Raw genomic sequence first — 20,045 nt, forward strand, 5'->3', positions numbered from 1 at the left:
CACCGGTGCGTCGAATCCGGATAGTTTTTCGCGCTTCGGTTAAGAACTCCTAATGCGCGAAGGACTTGAATTCGGGCCCGATTGCAGTTGCCTTTCTTGACCCAGGTCGAACCATCATTTGTGTTGCACGTATCGTTAGGAGAGAGATTGGTAAATTTCCTTCTTCATTACCAGCTTATAGCAGCGCTAACCAACTCGCCTTTTGGCAGTTTACTTCAGAGATTTTCCATCATCGATCGACGCAACCCTGATCAATTCACGCCACGCCAATCGCTGGTCATCCCAGTTGAGCATGGCGGCAATCGGGCGAAGTCGCTTTTCGTGGATTATGGGCTTGCCCTTGGTACTCGGCAGATTGAGTAACGTTTCCTGAATGTCGGGCGCGAGTTGATTGAGCGCCATGATCTGGCTCATACGTGGCTGCGTCACGTGTCCGCGCCGAGCTAACTCGATCATGTCTGACACCTCGCCGGTTCGAATCATCTCGTTGAAGCGAATCGCGAGGGCCATCAGCCGTGATATGCGAGGTACCTTACTCGTTGGTCTTGGGCGAGGCGGTTCAGCGTTGGGATCGATAGGCCGAATCGCGATGCGACCCCGCGAGGCGACGCTGACGTTCAATTTTCGTTTGATGGTAACCATTAAACCTCCTCGGCTTGTTGTTCAAGCGACTCGATGCCGCTTGCGTGGAATGAAATTGCAATGGTGTAGTCGCTTTGATCGAACTCGACCTTCGAGACTAGTAGTGCCAACAGTTGTGATTTCTCACGCGTGGTCAAAGAGTCCCAGATACGATCAAAATCGATGAAAGCCTCTTCGATCTCCTGCGTCGATAACTCTTGATTCTCAAGATCCACCAGTTGTCGATTTACCTTGGCGAGCTGGTGCTCAGCTTCTTCGATCCGTTCTTGAACGTCGGCAATTCGATACACGATCGAATTATTAGGTCGTTGGTCGAGGGCCAGTTGCTGAACTTCACCATGGTCGCGGTTGAGTTGGCGAGTGAGCTGAGTCTGTTGGGACTCTAATTCTTTTCTGCCTTGATCAGTGGCCTCCATCGCCTGACGAATGATCTCGTCGCGAAGCCGCGTGTCTCGCGAGATCGCTCGAACTTGATCAACCACGGCCGCTTCGATTTCACTGGCAGGGAGAGACGGGTGTTTACACGATTGCCGTCCGCGTTTGATCGCACGTACGCAGGTGTAATAGCGATAGACGATCGAGTTGCGCTTGGTCATATTGTGGACCATCGCAACATTGCAGGCGGGGCATCGAATCAACCCTTTCAGAAGTCCACCATGTTTACTTGGCAGCCGATTTCCACGGTTGAAACTGTTTTCCTTTAGCTGCGCCTGCACACGTTGGAAGATATCTTCGTCGACGATCGCTTGATGTTGGCCTGGATAAAGGTCGGTCTTGTGTTTGATTTTCCCGCAGTAGATTGGGTTGGTCAGCAAGGCATGCACACTGCACTTATCGAACATTCTGCCGCCTTTCGGAAGCCCTTTCTTCGAACGCCAAAGCTTGTTTTTCCAGCCACGCTTGTCGAGCTCTTCGACGACCGGCAGCAAGTTCTTCATCTCGAGGTAGAGTGAGAAAATTCGACGAACCTTGGTGGCTTCCTCAGGATTTATTACCAGCTTCGGTGTTCGTTCGCTCCGATCGACGTCGTAGCCCAGAACCGGATAACCACCAGTCCATTGTCCGCGCCGGCATTGGGCGGCCAGTTTGTCGCGGATGCGTTCGCCAATGATCTCGCGTTCGAACTGTGCAAATGAAAGCAGGATGTTCAGCGTCAAACGACCCATTGAATGCGTCGTGTTGAAATGCTGTGTCACAGAGACGAAGGAGACGTTGAACTTATCAAATGTCCCCATCACTCGCGCGAAATCCAGTAGCGAGCGGCTCAGTCGATCGACCTTGTAGACGACCACACAGTCGATCTTGCCGGCCTGGATGTCTTCCATCAGACGTTTTAGCGCCGGCCGTTCGATGTTGCCGCCAGGGAATCCGCCGTCGTCGTATCGATCGTAAACGATTTCCCAACCTTCGCACTTCTGGCTGCGAATGTACGCTTCGGCTGCTTCACGCTGGGCGTCGAGCGAGTTGAACTGTTGATCGAGTCCCTCTTCAGTCGACTTTCGAGTGTAGATCGCGCAGCGGATTGTTTTGGGGCGTGGTGTGGGTTTGTTACTCATGCTCTCCTCCCGAGTCGAAAGAATAAGAATCCATTGCAGTGCGAGCCGGTAACTTCTTTCGCGATCGCTGTGAGCGACTTGTAACGCCGCCCCTCATACTCAAAGCCATCCTTCAAGACGATCGCGCGGATCATGTTGCCTTTGTATTGCCGCTCGACGATGTTGCCAGGCGGTGGCAGTCGCGGGTCCCAATCAACGAAGGAGTCAGGCTCGGGCAAAACCAACTTCACACCGTCGGAGCTGTATTTTCGTGGAGCCGTCACGCGTGTATCGGCGTCGACAGCCAATTCCTCAGCTTTCTGGATCGCTGCTCTAGAAAGTCCACCTTCATCGTTCGCTTGCAACCGCCACGCGATGCGCCGGACTAAATATTGCTTGTTGCGGCTACGACATTCCTCTTCGAAAACTTGTTCGTAGCGTTGAACCAACTGGCTGACTGTCTTGTCCTGCAGTCCGGCGATCTCAATTGTTACGTTTGGACTCATTGTTCACCTCCGTCCTGAATCGGAGTCATTGACTCAATCTGGTCATGGCTTTCGTCATTCGCTCGCAAGCGCTCGGCTTGAGATTGCTGGTCGGCGGGATACGCGTTGGCATCCGGAATATGGGACTCGATTGCCTTTGCGACCAATGGTTGTTTTTTTACTCGTATGACCCCTCTAGCTAGCAGAGCTGCAATGTCTCTGTTTCTCGCTACGCTACTCACGAATTACCTCCGATCTGAATGTCTCGATCTTTTCCAAAACCCAGCGTTTTGGAGACGTCGGTCACAGAGAGGGGTTTATCGGAAACGAAATCAAGCGGCTCGGGTAAAGAGTCTCCGAGATTGCCCAAAACAGGTTTTTCCTGCGCCGAAATTTGGCTTGATTCGTCTTCCAATTCGCGGTCTGCTGCCACACATCGGCGAATGCCGCGAAGCAATATCTCGGCGATGGATCGAAAGCGAACGGACGCCGGATGGCTGGCAAGTTCGTCGTCGGTGGGAAGAGAGTTGAGAGAATAAGTGTCGATTGTTCTGCCTCCATGGAAAGACCTTGGTGGGAACCAAAGTGGCATCCCTCCCAGATCTATCTATGCAATTCAGCCGACGCACGTCCCATTACCCCTTGGGAAATTTCGCAACTTGGGACCACCCAGTGAGCCAGATCAATGAACCAAAAAGAAACCCGAGTCAGTCAAACGGTTCATAACCCAGAGTCGTTAACCCGGCGGTTTTCATAACCCAGAGACTCTGAGAGTACTTGTCTCTGTTTGGCCCCCAGAGAGCGGCCGATTTGGCGAGAATCGCGACCGGAAAACGAGTCTCTGGAGAGTAGTCGAGACCCGGGAGATTGCAGGAAAATACGAAAAAAGCCGACGTTTTGCTTGTTTGCTAAACGTCGGCTTCTTCGAATAACCTACTGCGGTCAGTTTCCTAACCAAACAGAGAAGTTGCGGGAGCCAGATTTGAACTGACGACCTCGAGGTTATGAGCCTCGCGAGCTACCGGGCTGCTCCATCCCGCACAAGAAATATGCCAGATCGCTCCCGCAGTGTCCAGTGCAAACCTACATTTCGTTATCTTCTTTTCCCTAATCCGCCTTTTCTCGGCACTTAACGTGCAAGAATCTGCCGTCGTGCCTTTCCAAAATGCTAAACTAAGGGAACTCATTGCGTTCTGAGCTCCTCTTCTTAGCCTTGCCAACGCCTGATTAGGCTTTCCCATGCGACCTAGCAATAATTCATCGTCGAATTCGTCGCAATCGTCGTCATCGATTCAACCGCCCGATTTCCTCGCTGCGGTACCCCCAAGTTTCCCTGCTTCGCCACCAAATTCCCACCCGTCCAAACCAAAGCCGAAGCCCAATGATTTAACCAAAAACGATTTAGCCAAAAACGCCCCCAAACAGTCCACTTCCTCAAACGTAGCTCGCAGCCAAAACGTCCAAGTTCCTCCCCCACTTCAAGCTCGGCGTCATGCCGCTTCGCCCGTCCCTCCACCGGTCATCGCGCCACCGCAAATTTCTGCGCGAACTTTCAATTTAGGTACAGACAGACTTTCCGACCAATCAGAGCAACACCAAGCTCCTCGGGACTTTTCGCTCAGCGGCCTTTGGCAAAAGCTTCGCCTCAAAGTCCGCGACTACCTCGAAAGCGATACTCGGCGACTACCATCGTGGCTCGTGTCCATGTGCGTGCACGTCGGCATATTGCTTATCCTCGCCTTGATCCCAGTGCTAACGGAACCCAAGTCAGTGTTCAATCTGTTCCTGCAAACAGGCGATGGACTTGACGGCGATAGCCAAGACCCGACGTTCGAATTGAGCGCAGGAGAAATTAATGAAGACGACGCATTCGCCGCTGAATCGCTGTTGTCTAGCGAAACGCTTGAGATCGCCATGATCGAACCCGCTTTGGATTCGTCGAAGCTTGAAGTGACCTCCATGATGAGCGATTTTAAGCCGGCGATCACGATGGGCCTTTCCGGTCGCAGCGGAGACATGAAAAATATTCTTTTGGGCGCATACGGTGGTTCGGCCGAAACAGAGAACGCCGTAAAGCTTGGTCTGGAATGGTTGGTTCGGAATCAAGGCAAAGATGGAACCTGGTCATTGCAAGGGAAATTTTCCGACAACGGGACTTCCGCATGCAAACCTGCTGCTACAGCTATGGCGCTGATTGCATTTGCCGGAGCTGGACATACACATAAGTCGGGCGAATACCTACAAGTCGTAACAAATGGCTTACAGAGCTTGCTTAAACTGCAATCGGAGGATGGTGCTTTTTACGACGAAAGCAACAATCCTACATTTACGGCATACGCTCAAGCGCAAGCGACGATTGCACTGTGTGAACTCTATGGGATGACGGGTGATACAAGCATTCGTGCTCCTGCCCAACGGGCTCTCGACTATTGTCAGAGTTGGCAAGACCCTTCGCTAGGGGGTTGGCGCTATAGCCCTCGAGATGGCTCGGATCTTTCCGTAACTGGCTGGTATATTATGGCAATCATGAGCGCTCGTATGGCGGGGCTCTCCACCGATGACGCTGTACTTAAGCGAGGTTTCTCTTATTTGGATGTCGTGCAACATGACGGCGGCGCTACGTATGCATATACCGACTATTCGCGTCCAGTCTTAAGCATGACCGCTGAAGGTTTGTTATGCCGCATGTACCAAGGCTGGACGGCGACTGATCCTCGCATCCGTCGTGGCGCTGGCGAGTTATCGAGAGCTCTCATTACAACCGACATCAATCAACGCGACTACTATTACTGGTACTATGCGACTCAAACGATGCACCATATCGGAAATCCGCAGTGGGACGATTGGAACGCTGCAATGAAAGAGCAGCTACCGGCGTTACAGCAAAAGGCTGGACGCGAGTCAGGAAGCTGGCCTCCACAAGGCGATGCACATGGCAGCAGCGGTGGTCGGCTTTACTCAACTTGCTTTGCGATCTACTGCCTCGAAGTCTACTATCGGCACCTGCCTCTGTACGGCCACTCCAATCCGTAGACGTGCGCCTACTTCTTTCCTTGCTCCCTTTTCATTTGGAAGAAGTCCGACAGCAACTGCCCGCACTCTTTTCCGTAAACTCCGCCCGTCGACATCGTTTGATGATTCAACCGCGGATCTTCCAGCAGCTTGTACAACGTTTGGACGGCTCCTGCCTTCTGATCAAACGCCCCGTAAACCAAGCGTGTCAATCGCGATTGCAAGATCGCTCCGGCGCACATTGGACATGGTTCCAGCGTAACGTAAATCGTACAGTCTGAAAGCCGCCAGCTCTGCAACTGCGATGCGGCTTGTGTGATGGCAATCATCTCAGCATGCGCAGTCGGATCGTTCAGCTGCTCTCGCTGGTTATAGCCAGTGCCAACAATCTTGCCTTTATGCACGATGATCGCACCAACTGGCACTTCGTCGAGTTCTGCGGCATGCACGGCTTGCTTGATCGCATGCATCATCCAATACTGGTCGTCATCAGAGTTTTCAATTAATTCAGGCATTACAATTTCTTGGTCTGGAGCTGCTTGACGCGTTGTGGACAATTATTCTACGAAGTTCTTCTCGGACTTCCATTGATCACCTAGCCGTTTCACAATCGCTCGGAGCGTACCAAAGTTATCGCGAATCGCAATGCGTTGTGCGTCGGGACTATTCGAAATGGCGACAATTTTCCCTTGATGCAGTTCTGTTAAAATTTTCGGTTCAACGGTTATGTTTGGAATGTTGTTCACAGCCAAAACTGCTGGCAGTATGGACTCCAAGAAAGGCGTTGCCGTCCTGAAAGCATCGATTTCTATTGCATCAGCGATTCGAAACGGCCCGACCGCTTCACGCGTTAGTTCGGTCATGATCGCTCCTGTCCCAAGCCAACTTGCAATGTCTCGGCCAATCGAACGAATATAAGTCCCTGAACCGCATCTGACGGCGAGTTCTACATCGGGAAAATCGTAACGCAGTACTTCGCAAGAGTACACTTCTACTTGTCGAGCTGGCATGTCTACACTTACACCGCGTCGAGCCAAATCGAAAGCGCGGACGCCTGAAATTTTAACGGCGCTATACATCGGAGGTTGTTGTGAAATAGTGCCGCACTGTGTTTGACAAGCCGCTTGTAATTGTTCTAACGTCGGCACAACGTCAGGATTGATCGTTGTCGCAGGCGTTTCGGTGTCAACCGATGGGCTTTCAAGTCCGAGTCGAAAGGTACCGCGATACGATTTTTCCATCTCTTGCACATACTCGATTAGTCTCGTTGCGAAACCTACGGCGATCACCAACACGCCTTGAGCAAGCGGGTCAAGTGTTCCGGCATGCCCCACACGTCGCGAATTCAGATTCTTCGACACAATGTTGACGCAGTCTCGACTGGTCATGCCTACGGGCTTGTTCAAGTTTATAAAGCCGAACATTGAGGATTTTAATGACGAATCTGTTTGGGAGGGCGGAGAATGGTTAAGGCAGCTAAATCGATGCGGAATAGTTCAACTGATCCACTGCGAATGCTCGATACGACTCGATGGTGACCATCTTCTATTTGAGCAGTGCCGGCGGTGAGCCGTACTATTTCGCAGCGAAAAAGGCATTATGTCCGATCAGCGAAACATCCGTCTGGATATTGCGGCACTAATCCTAGCCGCATTCGCGCTCTTTGTCTGGACTTCTTTAATCACTTACGATCCCGCCGACCCTCTGACGCCAGTTCCGTCGGTATTGGCAATGGTGTATGAGCCATATCCGGCAGAACAGATCTCGTTTCCGCCCAACCAAACGATTACCAACCGTTGCGGATACTTCGGAGCTTACGTTTCGCAAGCACTGCGTCATGCTTTTGGAGCCGGTTCGTTCTTGGTAGCTGCACTGCTTACGTTAGGTGTAATCGTCACAGTCCGCCAAAAGCCGCTCGCATCACCGCTGGGGAGGTCGTTGGGCTGGACGATCGTTTTAACGTCGATCCTTACTCTCATGGAATTGACACATATGCCAGTCCCGGTTTCGGTACCGATGGGGCCGGGCGGAGCGATCGGAGCGATGGGAGCTCATTGGATGCGTGCCCAGTTTGCTTTGGGTGGTGGGATCATCATCACTTTATGTTGCCTCACTGCCGGCTTGATGTTAAGCACTGAGTATGCGATCTTCCAAGGAGTCAGCTTTATGACCATTGGCATGATTGTCATCGGAAAACGGCTTGGCCTGCCCGTAGCCCAAGCGATCAAGAGTACCGCTACTTACGGCACCAGGCGTTTAGCTCCGATTAACACACCGTCAGTAACTGTGCGACATGCGGCAGCGGCAACGGACGTCGAGTTACAAGCAGTTGAGAAAGAGCCGTACTTGGGTGATATCCCGGGGCCAACTATCAAAATCGGGGGGCGTCAGAATGGGGATGCGAAAACTCAGCCACTAGTGGAGTCGCCACACGCCGTCAAAGATGCGGAAGTTGAGACAAAGCTTGAAGAGAAACCTAAGCAATCGGCAACGCGTAGTCGCAGCATAACCGCTTCAGCGGTCTCGAAGATCGCAAGTAAGCTTACGGGCCTTGGAAGTGGCAAGACGAAGGAAATCGAAGACGAAACGCCAATTGACGACTTCGAAGAAGAACTAGAAAGCATTACGCATGACTTTGAAGTCGACGGCGACGTTATTCACGCTCGTGCCGACGAACCCCATGCACTTAGCGGTCCTGCAATTCGAACGCGGAAGTCGCGTGACAAAGAACGTGAAGGCGCGAAGAATTTTCTTGAGACGCTAGATGATACGACGTTGCCAGAAGGCGCTGATGAGTACGTCCTACCAGGCGTAGACCTGCTGACTCCTGGAGAAGATTTCTCGTACGAAGAGCAGATGGTTGAGATTCGCCGTAAAGCCAAAATACTTGAACAAACATTCGCCGACTTTGGATTCAATGTACGCGTCGTTGAGATTGAAACCGGACCGGTTATTGCCCAATACGAAATTGAACTCGAGGCAGGACTACGGCTGAGCAAGATCACGTCGTTGGCGGACGATATGGCCATTGCGTTGCGTGTACCGAGCGTTCGTATCGTTGCCCCGATTCCTGGCAAAAACACGGTCGGAATCGAAGTCCCCAATGAGACGCGGCAGATTGTTCGCTTGCGAGAAGTAGTCGAAGAGACCGGCGACGAAATCAAGAAGATGAAGATTCCGCTCTTCCTGGGTAAAGACGTCTCCGGGAAATCCTTGGCGGTTGATCTTGCTTCGATGCCGCACTTGTTGATCGCTGGCCGGACCGGTACGGGTAAGTCGGTCTGCTTGAACACGATTATCACTTCAATTTTGATGACGCGTCGTCCTGACGAAGTCCGCATGTTAATGATCGACCCTAAAATGGTTGAGCTGAGCGGTTACGGCCGACTCCCACATCTAATGCATCCGGTTGTTACGGACATGCAGAAAGCCGAAGCGATCTTGGCTTGGGCCGTCGATAAGATGGAAGAGCGCTATGGATTGTTAGCACGGGCAGGCGTTCGTCACTTGGCAAGCTATAATCAGTTGGATCGCGGTGAGTTGATCGAACGCATTAAACCAGAAACGGCCGAAGAAGAAGAGAATATCCCTGAACACTTGCCGTACATCGTGATCGTCGCGGACGAAATTGCCGACATGATGATGACGGCCGGAAAAGAAGTCGAACAGCACATCATTCGGCTTGCACAAAAGAGCCGTGCGGTCGGCATCCATCTTATTCTTGCGACTCAAAAACCAACTGTTGATGTTATCACCGGGTTGATCAAGAGTAACCTGCCCGCTCGAATCAGCTTCCAGGTAGCCAGCCGTACCGACTCACGCGTTGTGCTTGACGAAATGGGCGCAGATAAATTGTTAGGCAACGGTGATATGCTGTTCTTGTGGCCGGGCACGTCAACGCTGCTGCGTGGTCAGGGAACGTACTTGAGCGACGAAGAAATCAACCGCGTAGTTGATCACTGCAGCCAAGGCGAACAGAGTTTTGTGCATGAGCTGATGCAGATGCAAGTCGAAGCAGGCGGTGCTGAAGCAGAGAAGGAAGCGCCGAGCAACTTCCGCAAACGGGACGATTTGTACGAAGCCGCCGTCGATGTCGTCGTACGTGAGGGACGTGGCAGCTGTTCATTGCTGCAGCGAGCGTTAGGAATTGGTTACGGCCGAGCGGCTCGACTGATCGATTTCATGGCTGAAGACGGAATTGTCGGGCAGTACAATGGTTCGCAAGCCCGCGACGTTACGATCTCGATCGCTCAGTGGGAAACGATGCGTACCGGTGGTGCTGCTGTTGAGCCAGCCGCAGAACAGCCTAAAAAGAATCGTATTCGACGTGAGGAAGGTTGGGACACACCGGCAGCTAAGGTTACCGCCGCCGCCATGGACCACGACGAAGATCCTTGGCAAGAAAACGATTGAGATTTTTGACGTTTCAACCTGGCACGGGCATCGTAGCTGGCTTTGCCTAGAAGCCGGGGTCGTGTTGGGAAGCGTTGCTGTTACGCCACGAGCACTGCTGGGCAAGCCAGCAGTGGCACCCTTTTAGGGAATGGGCCCTCGAAAATTTTCAGAAGATTCACCCGCGTTCTAGGCGAACGCCGCTACGGAAGAGCGCGGGCTAGGCCAAGTGCTTCGTCCATCTCGGCGGCAATCTTCGTCAGTTGAGCTTGATTTCCGCCGTCGACTTCTGCAGCACACCAGCCCGTAAAGTTGATCTCGCGCAAAGCCGCGCGAACATCGCCCCACGGAAGATCTCCCTCCGTAATCGCAGTGAATTTATCGTCAGCCCGCGAGAAACCTTTGATGTCGAGCTTAACGATACGTTTGCCGAGAGTGCGAATCCAGTCGCCAGGCTGGCCATATTTCCAATGGTTGCCAATATCGAACTGCATGCCGACCCACGGCGAATTGAATTGGTCGACGTAAGCTGCGAAGGCGTCGGCGGTCTGGTCATTTGGTCCGTCATGCGTGTACAAGTACTGGTTCCATACGTTTTCGATGGCAATGACGATTCCATTCTCCGCCGCGATCGGAATTGCTTTGCGGATATTCTCGACTGAACGTTCGTTAATTTCCGAAAGCGAACCATCTTTGCCGTGCCCAATGACCAGCAAAGTCGTGTGACCCCCAACGGCACGCGTCTGCCGAATCGCAAAGACCAAGTCAGCTAGCGCTTGCTCACGAACTTTTGGATCGGGGTCTGTATGCCTTACATTCCAATGCGTTGAACAAACGCTTCCATCCACGGGTAGCCCAGAATCACGCACTGCTTGGATAACTTCTTCGGTTTCATAGCCTGGGGAGTCGATTTCGATTCCTTGAAATCCAGCCGCTTTGGCCACGGCGAACTTTTCCGACAAGTTTTTTCCCTCGCGAACCATCCCAATTTTGAGCGTCTTCAAGATCGGTAGCGGATCTGGTTCTTGCAGGGCAGCAAACAGTTTTGAAGGATTTATAAGTAGGGAACTGGCAGCTGTCGCGGCGGCGGCGGACATCAAACTAGTAGAGAAGAATTTGCGTCGCTTATAATCATGTTGCATGGTCATAATCCTGAGAACTTTGGTGGGAAGGAATCGTAATTATAGCGTCTGCGTCCAGTTCATTGGCTCACCAACGTAGAACAGCTCGCAGGATCGCCCATTTTTTGTTGAAGCACCGTCGTTTCAACTCTTGCAGCTTTTGTGATGACCAGTTGACGTAAAGAGCTGCAACGCAAATGATCTGTAGTTAATTCAGCTTACCGCACGAACGAATTTCGAGGGAATAATGTCAAATCGGCGTAACTTCTTATGTACCTCTTCCGCAGTCTTGGCAGGAGCCACCGCAGTTTCTTCGACCAATCTGCTCGCACAGTCGGAATCGCCAGCTCAAGATGAAGTTTCGCTTCGTGCCAAAAACATTCGTTACTGCCTGAACGTTAGCACGATCAACAATAGCGAAGTCGACATTGTTGATCAGATTCAGACAGCGGCGGATGCCGGATACGATGGAATTGAAATTTGGTTACGGGACGTTGAAAAGTTTACGCGCTCTGGTGGCAAGCTGCCCGACCTGCGGAAACGGATAGCTGATGCAGGACTGCGGGTTGAAAGCGCGATTGCGTTTGGCCAGTGGGTGACTAATGATGACGCAGCACGGAAGAAAGGCATGGACGACTGTGGACGAGATATGGAAATCGTTCGAGAATTGGGCGGTCGATTGATTGCCGCTCCGCCGACGGGTGCTACGGAAGGACAACGGCTGGACTTGGATGCGGCAGCGGAGCGATACCGACAACTGATGGAAATTGGTCGTGCTCGTGATTGTTTTCCACAGCTCGAAGTGTGGGGATTTTCTGCTAACTTCTCGAAGCTTTCGGAAGTGCTCTACGTGTGGGCAGCGGCAAACGATCCAGACGCTTGCATTTTGCCAGATATCTATCACATGTATAAAGGCGGCTCCGATTTTTCGAACATCGGTGCCTTGTCAGGTAGCGTCGTAAAAGTGTTGCATATGAACGACTATCCGGCCGAACCGAGTCGCGCGGAAATTAATGACGCTGCCCGAGTTTTCCCAGGGGATGGGGTTGCACCGATCCCACTAGTTTTGGGGACAATGATAAAAAACGGTTTTAGTGGTGTTCTGTCGCTAGAGCTCTTCAACCGCGAGTATTGGAAACGAGATCGCAATGAGATTGCCCGAACTGGCTTGGAGAAAATGAAGGCTTCGGTTCAAAAGTCTCTCGATTGGCTCACTTAATCTGCAAAGATTGTTGAATGACTTTCAAGCTGCATTCGACGCAGGCCTCGTAATTGCTCATAATGGTGGTGCAGCACACAGAGCACTAACTAGAGCGAACCAAGAGAGAAGTTCACGAAATGACAGATGGCCGTCCACGGATACGCCTGTTTTTGAGCGTTCTTTTGATTTGGTGTTTCCTCGAAGCGTCGTCGGCCACTTTCATGGCGTTGGCGCAAGATGATTTGCTGAGCGATTTCGAGCAGTTGTCTAACGGAAGGGCAGCTAACCCCGCAACTCAAACGGACGTACCCACTCCTAACAGCGAGCGTAAAAGTACTCCGGATGTTGCAGCGACGGAGTTGCCGAAGGCGTCGGAGGTTGCCAACCAAACTGAGATCGATGCCGATCTTGAGCCAGTTGTCGCTGATAAAACCGCGTATCGACTCGTGGTGCAGACTCCGATCAATTACGCGGAGAGTTTAAGCTTTCGGAACTCGCTCGAGCAGCTGAGCCAGCAGGCTGGAAACAAACAAATTGACTTGGTGATTCAGTTTCAGTCTCGTGAAATTTCCTCGGCATCGGAAGACAATCTGATCGGCCGTGGATCCGAGTTCGAACCTTCGCTTTCAATCGCACGCACACTGACTGGCCCACTTGGTGGGCAGTTTAACTCCATCGCTTATATCGAGCAGTCGGTTGTAGGACATGCGGTACTGGTTGCTCTCGCCTGCCAAACACTGGCTGTCGCTCCGCAAGCGGAAATTGGACTGGCCTCGGTTGACGAAGCGTCCGTCGACGAATCGATGCGACAGACATATACCCAAATCGCAAAGCAGCGTGGCAAAATCCCTGAGGCGGCGATCGCGTCGATGCTGGAGAGCGAAGCGCAACTCTTTGAAGTACAAACTACGGATTCCGAGACGCTGTATGTTAACGCAGATATGCTCCAGGAGCTCCAACGTTTGGGCAAAATCTTACGAGAGGAGCGTCTGACTCTGACAGGACAGCTTGGATCGATCAACGGTCAGCAGTTGCGTTCCCTCAAATGGTCTGATGCTTCGCCGGCCAACGAATTAGAACTCCTTGAGCTGTTTAACTTGGACCGGATTCAGGATTCAAGTTCCGTGGCCGTGATCGAAAACCCTATTCCGGTGTTGTTCGAGCTGCAAGGCGAAGTCACTCAAGTGCAAGTAAACCGGTGCATCCGCACGCTGCGGGAAGCGCGAAGGCTTGACAATATAAACGTCTGTCTCATTGCCATTGATTCGTTGGGAGGAAACTTGGAACAGAGCAACCGCCTTGCGACATTTTTGATCGATTTGCAAAAATCTGGCGTTCAAACGGTGGCTATAATTGACAAGAAGGCATCGGGAGACGCAGCGATGATTGCGATGTCTTGCCAGATTATCTATGCCGTTGAAGGCGCTCGCTTCGGAGGTGACGGACAAGTCAACATTACACCCGACGAAATTCGAGACCTCAAAACTCTTTGGGAAAACCTGGCTGCAAGAAGTAATAAGACTCCGGCGCACTTTTACGGGGTCATAAGTTCCTCAATCCCACTACACGAATATATTGATCGAAACGGTCGCGTTCTGCTGGCCAACCCGGAACTGTTCGATCGGATGGACAACAACGGTAGATGGACCGAGAACGAACAGTTTAAACCCTTAAATGAGATGGATTTAAACAGTGCTTTGTCGCGTAGGTGGATTAACGGCGAGATACGTGAACGTTCCGAGATCGTAACAAAACTCAATATCGAAGCGTTACCTCCGCCCCGCAAGCTAACGCAGATTGAAAAATGGGCGACAGCTCTCGCCTCAAATCAATTGTTTACGTCGATTCTTTTGATAGTTGGGATCGCGACGTTCACGACCGAGCTTACGGCGCCCGGCAGCATCATTTTTTTGTTCATTTCCTTGCTATGTTTTACGACGTTCTTCTGGCTTCAATTCTTGAACGGAACAGTCGAATCACTGGAAATCATTTTGTTTATTGCCGGACTGATTTGTATCGCAATGGAGATTTTTGTAATACCTGGCTTCGGTGTCTTCGGCATTGGTGGAATGGTATTGTGTATCGCGGGCATTATCCTCGCCTCTCAGTCGTTCGTGATTCCGGCCAGCTCCTTCCAGTGGTCACGTTTTGCCTGGAACTTATCGGCGGTTTCTGCCGCGTGCCTCATTTCTCTCGTGATATTGCTTGTTTTCTCTGACCAGCTACAGAAGTCGCCGTTCTTCCGAGTGCTGGAACTGGCACCGCCTCAAAGCTCATCGAAACCTGAGGTTCAAGTCGAGCCAACCAATATGGCAGGGAAGACCGGACGCACAATAACGCGGTGCGCTCCTTACGGTCGCGCCACTTTCGAAGGCACAACCTATGAAGTGGTCGCTGAAGACGCTTACATAGAAGAATCGACCTTAGTTCGCGTCATCGAAACAAGAGGTCGAGTTCTGAAGATAGAACGCGTCTAGAGTCGGAATCGGCATGCGGCAGATCCGGCTGACAGTGGCCAGCGAAATCTCGACTGGTGAATACCTGAAAATTTGAATAGTAGGTGGGCCGCATATTACCGCGGTTTCCTAACCCAAATAGATTACCGAATTTTCGCAGCCGTGAAGTTCTGCGATCTGCTCAAATTAGAGCCTGCACCAGTCGATGTAGCTTACTGCCGCTTGAGTTTTGCCTCTTAAAGTAAGCTAACCTGCGGCGGCTTGATTCATGAAGAATCTTTCGTTGTTGTCGTTGCTTGACAGCATTTTTAAGCCTTGGTGTGCATATGCATTGGAATCGACAGCGCTACTTTACGTTAGGAATGATTCTGTTCCTGCTGGGAATTCAGTTCCGCATGGTTGATTCGTTCGTGCTAACGGAGTCCAGTACACGGACATTGCACAAAATGGCACAGAATAGCCAGATGGTATCAAGCGATCCCCTGACCGACGCCTACATGCAAGTCGCAACTTCGCCGAAAAAAACCGTAACGCCCCCCGATTGGCTTGGGTGGATTTTGTTGACAGTTGGCGGCGTGATAAGTTTACACGCCCTGATTCTGCCAAAAGATCAGTAGTTTTCTTTTATAAGATCGGTAGGGTGGCGACGTGGGCGCGAAGTTCGTTAAAAACATGGGCCAAAATTTTCGCGCGCCAGCAACATGGGTTTTCGCGTCGATTCTTCTCGTCGGATTTGTTGTTAATGTAAGTCCTGCTGATACGAAACTGAGCGCTACCGCTACTAGCGACGCAGCCGATGATAAACTGCAAGCGGAAGGCACAAAAGTCACCAAGTTGACAGGGACATTCCGACAAGCTTCGGGGCGTATCTCGTTTGTGCCGCGCAACAATTCCAAGAACGCATTTGTATGTCTTGAGAATCTGATGCTGCAGAGAGTTGCAACTGTGATATTGCAGGATCAAGAGTATGCGGAGTGGACTATCTCAGGTGAGTTCACTGAATATCAGGGCGGGAACTACCTAATTTTGCGTGCGGCCCAACGTGTTGAATAGAGTTGCAACCATATCAGTCATCGGTAAGCGTGTAATGCGCGACCCGTCGATAAGGTGTCAGTTTGTTGCAATTGCGATGACAAAAGAAAAGCCGAGGCAGTTCAACCTCGGCTTTTCAATATGATTCAACGATAAACTTCGCTTTGCTTCAGTTGCTATCGTGTCATGCCATCTGTCTTGCTTACTTGATTGCGAACATAGTGGTTAGCGTCACCGCTGCTATTCAATTTAGCCACAACGTCCTGAACATATTCGCGATCGAGCGGGCTAAGCCGTCGCATCGGAACGGTTGAGGTTTTCCCGTTCTCTTTCAACAACCGAACTTCACTTGGGTAAACGGTCAGCAATCGGCCCTTCACGGTAAAGTTACCTGTGTTGTCGACCCATACTCGAACCTCTGCTCCTTCAAAACCTTCTTGCGAGTTGCGCTGAGTGGTCTTGAAGAGTTCGTCGAGTTCCAGGTCCAGCTGCTCTTTTTGCACTGGAACGCTGGTGTCGAGGGATGCCGGTTGTTCAACTTGTTCTGCAGCAGGTTCGCCAAACAGTTCGCTAAAGTCCATTGGTTCCGAAGCACTTACTGGCATGCTGTTGGATTCGTTGGAGTCTATAGAACTGGAATTGAAAAGGCTGTTTATATCAGGTTCGGCAACCTCGTCCGTTGCGGGTGCGGGTGCAGAATTGAAAAGGCCTTCTAGGGTGTCGTCGTCGGCTGGTGCATCGGCGGCATCCGTCGCATCACTTTCCCCGAACAGACTGCCGCTGGAAGCATCGGCATCTGCCGCTGGCTCGCCAAACAGATTGTTTAAGCTGTCGTCAGCTGGTGCAGGCGTTTCGGTTGCAGGTGCGGCATCTGGAGTACCAAACAGGTTTTCGTCGGCGGAAGCATCGGTCGCTGGTTCGTCACCGAATAAGCTTTCGATGCTGTTGTCGGCAGGAGCTTCTGTTTCTTCAGGTGCCGCAGGTGTGTCAAAAAGACTTTCACTAGCATCGGCTGGAGCGGCCTCTTCGCTTGCAGATGGGTTTCCGAAAATGTCGGCTTCAGGAGCATCGGTTGCGTCAGCCGGAGCATCGTCCGATTCGAACAGATTCAAGGGAGCATCATCGGACGCTTCTGGCTCTATAGGTGTATCACCAAAAATGTCGGCTGGAGCTGCTTCGTCTGCGGATGCCGCTTCGGGCTCAACCGCTGGTTCGTCGACGGACGGCGGATCAAGCTCGGCGGCAGCATCTGCTTCGGGCGTAGCATCTGCTTCAGGTGCAGTTTCTTCTTCTGGAGTCGCGCTGAACGGACTGGACGTATCGTCGGCCGGGGTCGATTCAATTACCGCTGGAGGCATTTCCGTCTCGTCACTCGGTGATTCAGTCAAAGGCGCTTCTGACTCGGGTGCAGTTTCTTCGGACAGTGCCGGTGGATTTTCTACTGGTGGCGCGACATCCGCGGGAGGAGTAAAAGACTCGAGCGCTGGAGCGGCGTTTTCAACTACCGGCGGTACCGAGCTTTCCATGATCGGCGCTTCCGACGTGACTGCGCCACAGCCACAATCGTTGACCGGCTGCTCTACAACGATCTCAGCACATGGTGATTCGACAACGCAACATTCTGCCACAACTTCACAACAAGCCGATGGAGCGGGCGGGCAACAAACGTTGGACTTGTTGTTATGTGCGCGGAACTTCAAAAGGCGGCCAGCCCATGCGGGCGAAACAATTAGCGTGGCGGTTAAAGAAGCGACGATCGAAAGTCGCGTCCAATAACGGAAAGGCTTTGACATTTAAGTCTCCGAGTGTGTCAGCTGCTAGCTCTAGGAAGGAATTGAACTGTTAGTTGTATAAGCGTACTGGGCGTCGAGCCAATTCATGAAGTCTAATGAAAACCGGTGAACTGATTTAAACCGCCAGCATAATGGTGCTGACAGCAACGCTTATTCCGTGCTACTGACATCCTTGTGCAATTGGTGGGCAAGTTGACCTGTCCGAATCCATTTAATATCCGTCAAATTGGATAGCAAAGGCGTCATCCTAATTTCCCGCGCTGCCGATCGCAAGCAATTCGCGACTACGGCGTGGATTTTCACACGGTTGGAGGCTATGAATGGATTCGGCGTTTTTGTCTGTAAAGCTGCACCAATTGGGTAATTTGGCCGCCCGAATCAGCACAAAATGGGGAGGGTACGCGATATTTGCCGATTTTTCCGTCGCCGCATTAAACGGTACTGTACACGTGGTAAGTTCAATCAGCGTTGATGACTGATTCCCAAGGCTCCGGTAAGATTCCAGCAGATTAATTTGCTCGGAGAAACACATTGGAACGAAAACGAAGAAATCTGCTACGCGGCTGGTCGTTGGAGGCCAAATGCTTGGTCGCACTTGGCGCGGCCCTGGCAATTTCCTTTATCTTTGCGATGGTGCTGATGCAATGGATTGCCGAGCGACTCGTGCTTGAGACCACTCGGCTGGAAGCGCGAGACTTTGCCCTCTCGTCAATTATCAGCCAACATATCGACGCACTTGCGTATCAAGGCGAATCGGACACGGTTTCAGATTCGGCGTCGGACGGTGCGCCTGGAGCCGAATCGGTAGACTCCAAAAAGAATTCGGCGTTGCTGAGAAGTCTTCGCAAGGAGATGAACTTAAGCGGGAACTCGTTCGAGCTAATGCGCCTCGACGACAATCTTGAATGGAAAAACCTTGGCGGGATGTTGTCGGAAAGTGAAATCGATCTCGAAGCACTTTACAGCTTGGAGTCGAAACTTGGCTTCAACCAAGATAGTACAGCCCCCAATGCGAGTGATGACCAAGACGTCGATGAAACAGAAGCATCTCCATCAACCCCAGTAGAACCAGGCGAGGAAAAGGCCGAGGCACTGTCGATTCAACTATCTGGCCCCAGTCTCAGCAATGCCGTGTTCGAAGAGTTCGGACCAGTGAACGGCTATTACTACTACTATCACCCTATCCGTTTCACGCAAGATTGCATGACGTGCCATGCGGCGACTTCTCAAAGTTCAAATACTCGACAAAGCGCTTCAACACCCTTCCGTGTGATGCGAATTAAACGTCCTTACGAAGACACTCGAATTTGGACGATATGGACATACTCGCTCATGATCGCCGTCGCTGTCGCAACGCTTTCCATCGCTCTGTTTCTTGAGCACCGTATTCTTAAGCGATTGGTCATTCGGCCTCTCAAATACTTGCGCGACATTGCTGACCGTGTGGCGGGAGGCGAGCTTGCGATTCGCTCGGAAATCGATACACGCGATGAATTCCAGTCCTTGTCGAATTCATTCAACGACATGCTTCGGCATTTGGTTGACACTCAAACTGACTTGCAGGGCGCAAACAAGCAGTTGGATGAAAGAATCGACGATCTGGCGCGAGTGAACCTCGAACTGTTTGAAGCGAACCGAATGAAGAATGAATTCCTTGCGAACATGAGCCATGAATTGAGGACGCCACTCAATAGCATTCTCGGGTTCAGCGATGTGCTTCAAAACATCGACGCACTTAATGAAAAGCAAAAACGTTATGCCGCAAATATCCAGCGGAGCGGGCGCGTTTTGCTCGATATGATCAACGACATCTTGGACCTAGCGAAAATCGAAGCCGGAAAAATGCAGTTGCGTTGCACCGAATTTGACTTAGCAAATGTCGTTACGGGTCAATGCGAACTGATTCGACCATTATCCGACGAGAAGAATATCGACTTGAAAATCATGTCGACCGATTATGACGATGATCGGTTGAGAATGTTTCAGGACAAAGGCAAATTGCAGCAAATCCTGAACAATCTACTTTCGAACGCGATCAAGTTTACCCCCGAAGGTGGACTGATTTCGGTTTCAATGGATCTTTCCGATTCTGAGATGTTCACCATCGCGGTGCAAGATACCGGAGTCGGTATCGCAGAATCTGATTGCGAGACAATTTTCGAAAAATTCCGTCAGTTACGCGCAAAAGAAATGGGCGACGCTTTGACGAGAGAAGTTACTGGCACGGGACTGGGACTGTCGATTACGAAAGAACTGTGTCGACTTTTGGGAGGTGAAATCGAAGTCCAAAGCGAACTTGGAAAGGGGAGCACCTTTATTGTTACTTTGCCGCGTAACTACGAAACAACGCGTGAATCGCGAGAAGATCTTAGCTAA

General features: G+C 51.5%; 17 protein-coding genes and 1 tRNA gene. 8 read left to right on the plus strand and 10 right to left on the minus strand.

Features of this window, described 5'->3' with window-relative positions:
• Nucleotides 1–210 precede the first annotated feature (210 nt).
• From SH451x_RS13830 to SH451x_RS13855, 6 genes are all read right to left on the minus strand, one after another.
• Nucleotides 211–642, minus strand: coding sequence for a hypothetical protein (locus SH451x_RS13830; protein ID WP_479357556.1), 432 nt, complete (start codon nucleotides 640–642; stop codon nucleotides 211–213).
• Nucleotides 642–2,198, minus strand: a complete 1,557-nt coding sequence (locus SH451x_RS13835; RefSeq protein ID WP_479357558.1) for a recombinase family protein — start codon at nucleotides 2,196–2,198, stop codon at nucleotides 642–644. The genes SH451x_RS13830 and SH451x_RS13835 overlap by 1 nt, the downstream gene beginning before the upstream one ends.
• Nucleotides 2,195–2,683: a DUF2924 domain-containing protein gene (locus tag SH451x_RS13840; protein WP_479357559.1), complete on the minus strand. Its 489-nt coding sequence runs from the start codon at nucleotides 2,681–2,683 to the stop codon at nucleotides 2,195–2,197. The genes SH451x_RS13835 and SH451x_RS13840 overlap by 4 nt, the downstream gene beginning before the upstream one ends.
• Nucleotides 2,680–2,904 (minus strand): hypothetical protein, encoded by a 225-nt coding sequence (locus SH451x_RS13845; protein WP_479357561.1) that lies wholly within the window; start codon nucleotides 2,902–2,904, stop codon nucleotides 2,680–2,682. The genes SH451x_RS13840 and SH451x_RS13845 overlap by 4 nt, the downstream gene beginning before the upstream one ends.
• The gene (locus SH451x_RS13850) at nucleotides 2,901–3,254 is read right to left on the minus strand and encodes a hypothetical protein (RefSeq protein WP_479357563.1); all 354 of its coding nucleotides are present in this window, start codon (nucleotides 3,252–3,254) and stop codon (nucleotides 2,901–2,903) included. The genes SH451x_RS13845 and SH451x_RS13850 overlap by 4 nt, the downstream gene beginning before the upstream one ends.
• Nucleotides 3,255–3,629: 375 nt before the next feature.
• A tRNA-Met gene (locus SH451x_RS13855) sits at nucleotides 3,630–3,703 on the minus strand.
• A gap of 198 nt (nucleotides 3,704–3,901) precedes the next feature.
• Here SH451x_RS13855 and SH451x_RS13860 point away from each other — a divergent pair.
• Nucleotides 3,902–5,695: a prenyltransferase/squalene oxidase repeat-containing protein gene (locus SH451x_RS13860; protein ID WP_479357565.1), complete on the plus strand. Its 1,794-nt coding sequence runs from the start codon at nucleotides 3,902–3,904 to the stop codon at nucleotides 5,693–5,695.
• An 8-nt stretch (nucleotides 5,696–5,703) separates the two neighbouring features.
• On the opposite strand, the gene tadA is transcribed toward SH451x_RS13860, so the two are convergent.
• Complete coding sequence (tadA, locus tag SH451x_RS13865; RefSeq protein ID WP_479357567.1) at nucleotides 5,704–6,189, minus strand: tRNA adenosine(34) deaminase TadA; 486 nt, start codon at nucleotides 6,187–6,189, stop codon at nucleotides 5,704–5,706.
• A 42-nt stretch (nucleotides 6,190–6,231) separates the two neighbouring features.
• Nucleotides 6,232–7,098: a tRNA pseudouridine(55) synthase TruB gene (truB, locus tag SH451x_RS13870; protein WP_479357569.1), complete on the minus strand. Its 867-nt coding sequence runs from the start codon at nucleotides 7,096–7,098 to the stop codon at nucleotides 6,232–6,234.
• Nucleotides 7,099–7,273: 175 nt separating this feature from the next.
• On the opposite strand from truB, the gene SH451x_RS13875 reads away from it, so the two are divergent.
• Complete coding sequence (locus tag SH451x_RS13875) at nucleotides 7,274–10,087, plus strand: FtsK/SpoIIIE family DNA translocase (RefSeq protein WP_479357571.1); 2,814 nt, start codon at nucleotides 7,274–7,276, stop codon at nucleotides 10,085–10,087.
• A gap of 182 nt (nucleotides 10,088–10,269) precedes the next feature.
• Here SH451x_RS13875 and SH451x_RS13880 read toward each other — a convergent pair whose 3' ends face one another.
• Nucleotides 10,270–11,208: a sugar phosphate isomerase/epimerase family protein gene (locus tag SH451x_RS13880; RefSeq protein WP_479357572.1), complete on the minus strand. Its 939-nt coding sequence runs from the start codon at nucleotides 11,206–11,208 to the stop codon at nucleotides 10,270–10,272.
• Nucleotides 11,209–11,434: 226 nt separating this feature from the next.
• Between SH451x_RS13880 and SH451x_RS13885 the strand changes: the two genes are divergently transcribed.
• From SH451x_RS13885 to SH451x_RS13900, 4 genes are all read left to right on the plus strand, one after another.
• Nucleotides 11,435–12,406, plus strand: a complete 972-nt coding sequence (locus SH451x_RS13885; RefSeq protein ID WP_479357574.1) for a sugar phosphate isomerase/epimerase family protein — start codon at nucleotides 11,435–11,437, stop codon at nucleotides 12,404–12,406.
• 119 nt (nucleotides 12,407–12,525) lie between these two features.
• Entirely contained in the window at nucleotides 12,526–14,865 is a 2,340-nt protein-coding gene (locus tag SH451x_RS13890; RefSeq protein ID WP_479357576.1) for an NfeD family protein, read from the plus strand.
• Between the two features lie 305 nt (nucleotides 14,866–15,170).
• Entirely contained in the window at nucleotides 15,171–15,461 is a 291-nt protein-coding gene (locus SH451x_RS13895; protein ID WP_479357578.1) for a hypothetical protein, read from the plus strand.
• Between the two features lie 55 nt (nucleotides 15,462–15,516).
• Nucleotides 15,517–15,897 (plus strand): hypothetical protein, encoded by a 381-nt coding sequence (locus tag SH451x_RS13900; protein WP_479357579.1) that lies wholly within the window; start codon nucleotides 15,517–15,519, stop codon nucleotides 15,895–15,897.
• 155 nt (nucleotides 15,898–16,052) lie between these two features.
• Here SH451x_RS13900 and SH451x_RS13905 read toward each other — a convergent pair whose 3' ends face one another.
• On the minus strand, nucleotides 16,053–17,669 hold the full coding sequence (locus SH451x_RS13905) for an SHD1 domain-containing protein (protein WP_479357581.1): 1,617 nt from the start codon (nucleotides 17,667–17,669) through the stop codon (nucleotides 16,053–16,055).
• A gap of 320 nt (nucleotides 17,670–17,989) precedes the next feature.
• Between SH451x_RS13905 and SH451x_RS13910 the strand changes: the two genes are divergently transcribed.
• Nucleotides 17,990–18,148: a hypothetical protein gene (locus tag SH451x_RS13910; protein ID WP_479357583.1), complete on the plus strand. Its 159-nt coding sequence runs from the start codon at nucleotides 17,990–17,992 to the stop codon at nucleotides 18,146–18,148.
• Between the two features lie 52 nt (nucleotides 18,149–18,200).
• Nucleotides 18,201–20,045, plus strand: a complete 1,845-nt coding sequence (locus SH451x_RS13915; protein ID WP_479357585.1) for a sensor histidine kinase — start codon at nucleotides 18,201–18,203, stop codon at nucleotides 20,043–20,045.

The organism is Njordella aestuarii, assembly GCF_056494165.1.

Coding starts and splice junctions, on each gene's coding strand:
- SH451x_RS13860 (WP_479357565.1), top strand. CDS start 3,902: ATGCGACCTAGCAATAATTCATCGTCGAATTCGTCGCAATCGTCGTCA.
- SH451x_RS13900 (WP_479357579.1), top strand. CDS start 15,517: ATGGGCCAAAATTTTCGCGCGCCAGCAACATGGGTTTTCGCGTCGATT.
- SH451x_RS13885 (WP_479357574.1), top strand. CDS start 11,435: ATGTCAAATCGGCGTAACTTCTTATGTACCTCTTCCGCAGTCTTGGCA.
- SH451x_RS13835 (WP_479357558.1), bottom strand. CDS start 2,198: ATGAGTAACAAACCCACACCACGCCCCAAAACAATCCGCTGCGCGATC.
- SH451x_RS13895 (WP_479357578.1), top strand. CDS start 15,171: ATGCATTGGAATCGACAGCGCTACTTTACGTTAGGAATGATTCTGTTC.
- SH451x_RS13830 (WP_479357556.1), bottom strand. CDS start 642: ATGGTTACCATCAAACGAAAATTGAACGTCAGCGTCGCCTCGCGGGGT.
- SH451x_RS13840 (WP_479357559.1), bottom strand. CDS start 2,683: ATGAGTCCAAACGTAACAATTGAGATCGCCGGACTGCAGGACAAGACA.
- SH451x_RS13850 (WP_479357563.1), bottom strand. CDS start 3,254: ATGCCACTTTGGTTCCCACCAAGGTCTTTCCATGGAGGCAGAACAATC.
- truB (WP_479357569.1), bottom strand. CDS start 7,098: ATGTTCGGCTTTATAAACTTGAACAAGCCCGTAGGCATGACCAGTCGA.
- SH451x_RS13905 (WP_479357581.1), bottom strand. CDS start 17,669: ATGTCAAAGCCTTTCCGTTATTGGACGCGACTTTCGATCGTCGCTTCT.
- SH451x_RS13875 (WP_479357571.1), top strand. CDS start 7,274: ATGTCCGATCAGCGAAACATCCGTCTGGATATTGCGGCACTAATCCTA.
- SH451x_RS13910 (WP_479357583.1), top strand. CDS start 17,990: ATGGATTCGGCGTTTTTGTCTGTAAAGCTGCACCAATTGGGTAATTTG.
- SH451x_RS13880 (WP_479357572.1), bottom strand. CDS start 11,208: ATGCAACATGATTATAAGCGACGCAAATTCTTCTCTACTAGTTTGATG.
- SH451x_RS13890 (WP_479357576.1), top strand. CDS start 12,526: ATGACAGATGGCCGTCCACGGATACGCCTGTTTTTGAGCGTTCTTTTG.
- tadA (WP_479357567.1), bottom strand. CDS start 6,189: ATGCCTGAATTAATTGAAAACTCTGATGACGACCAGTATTGGATGATG.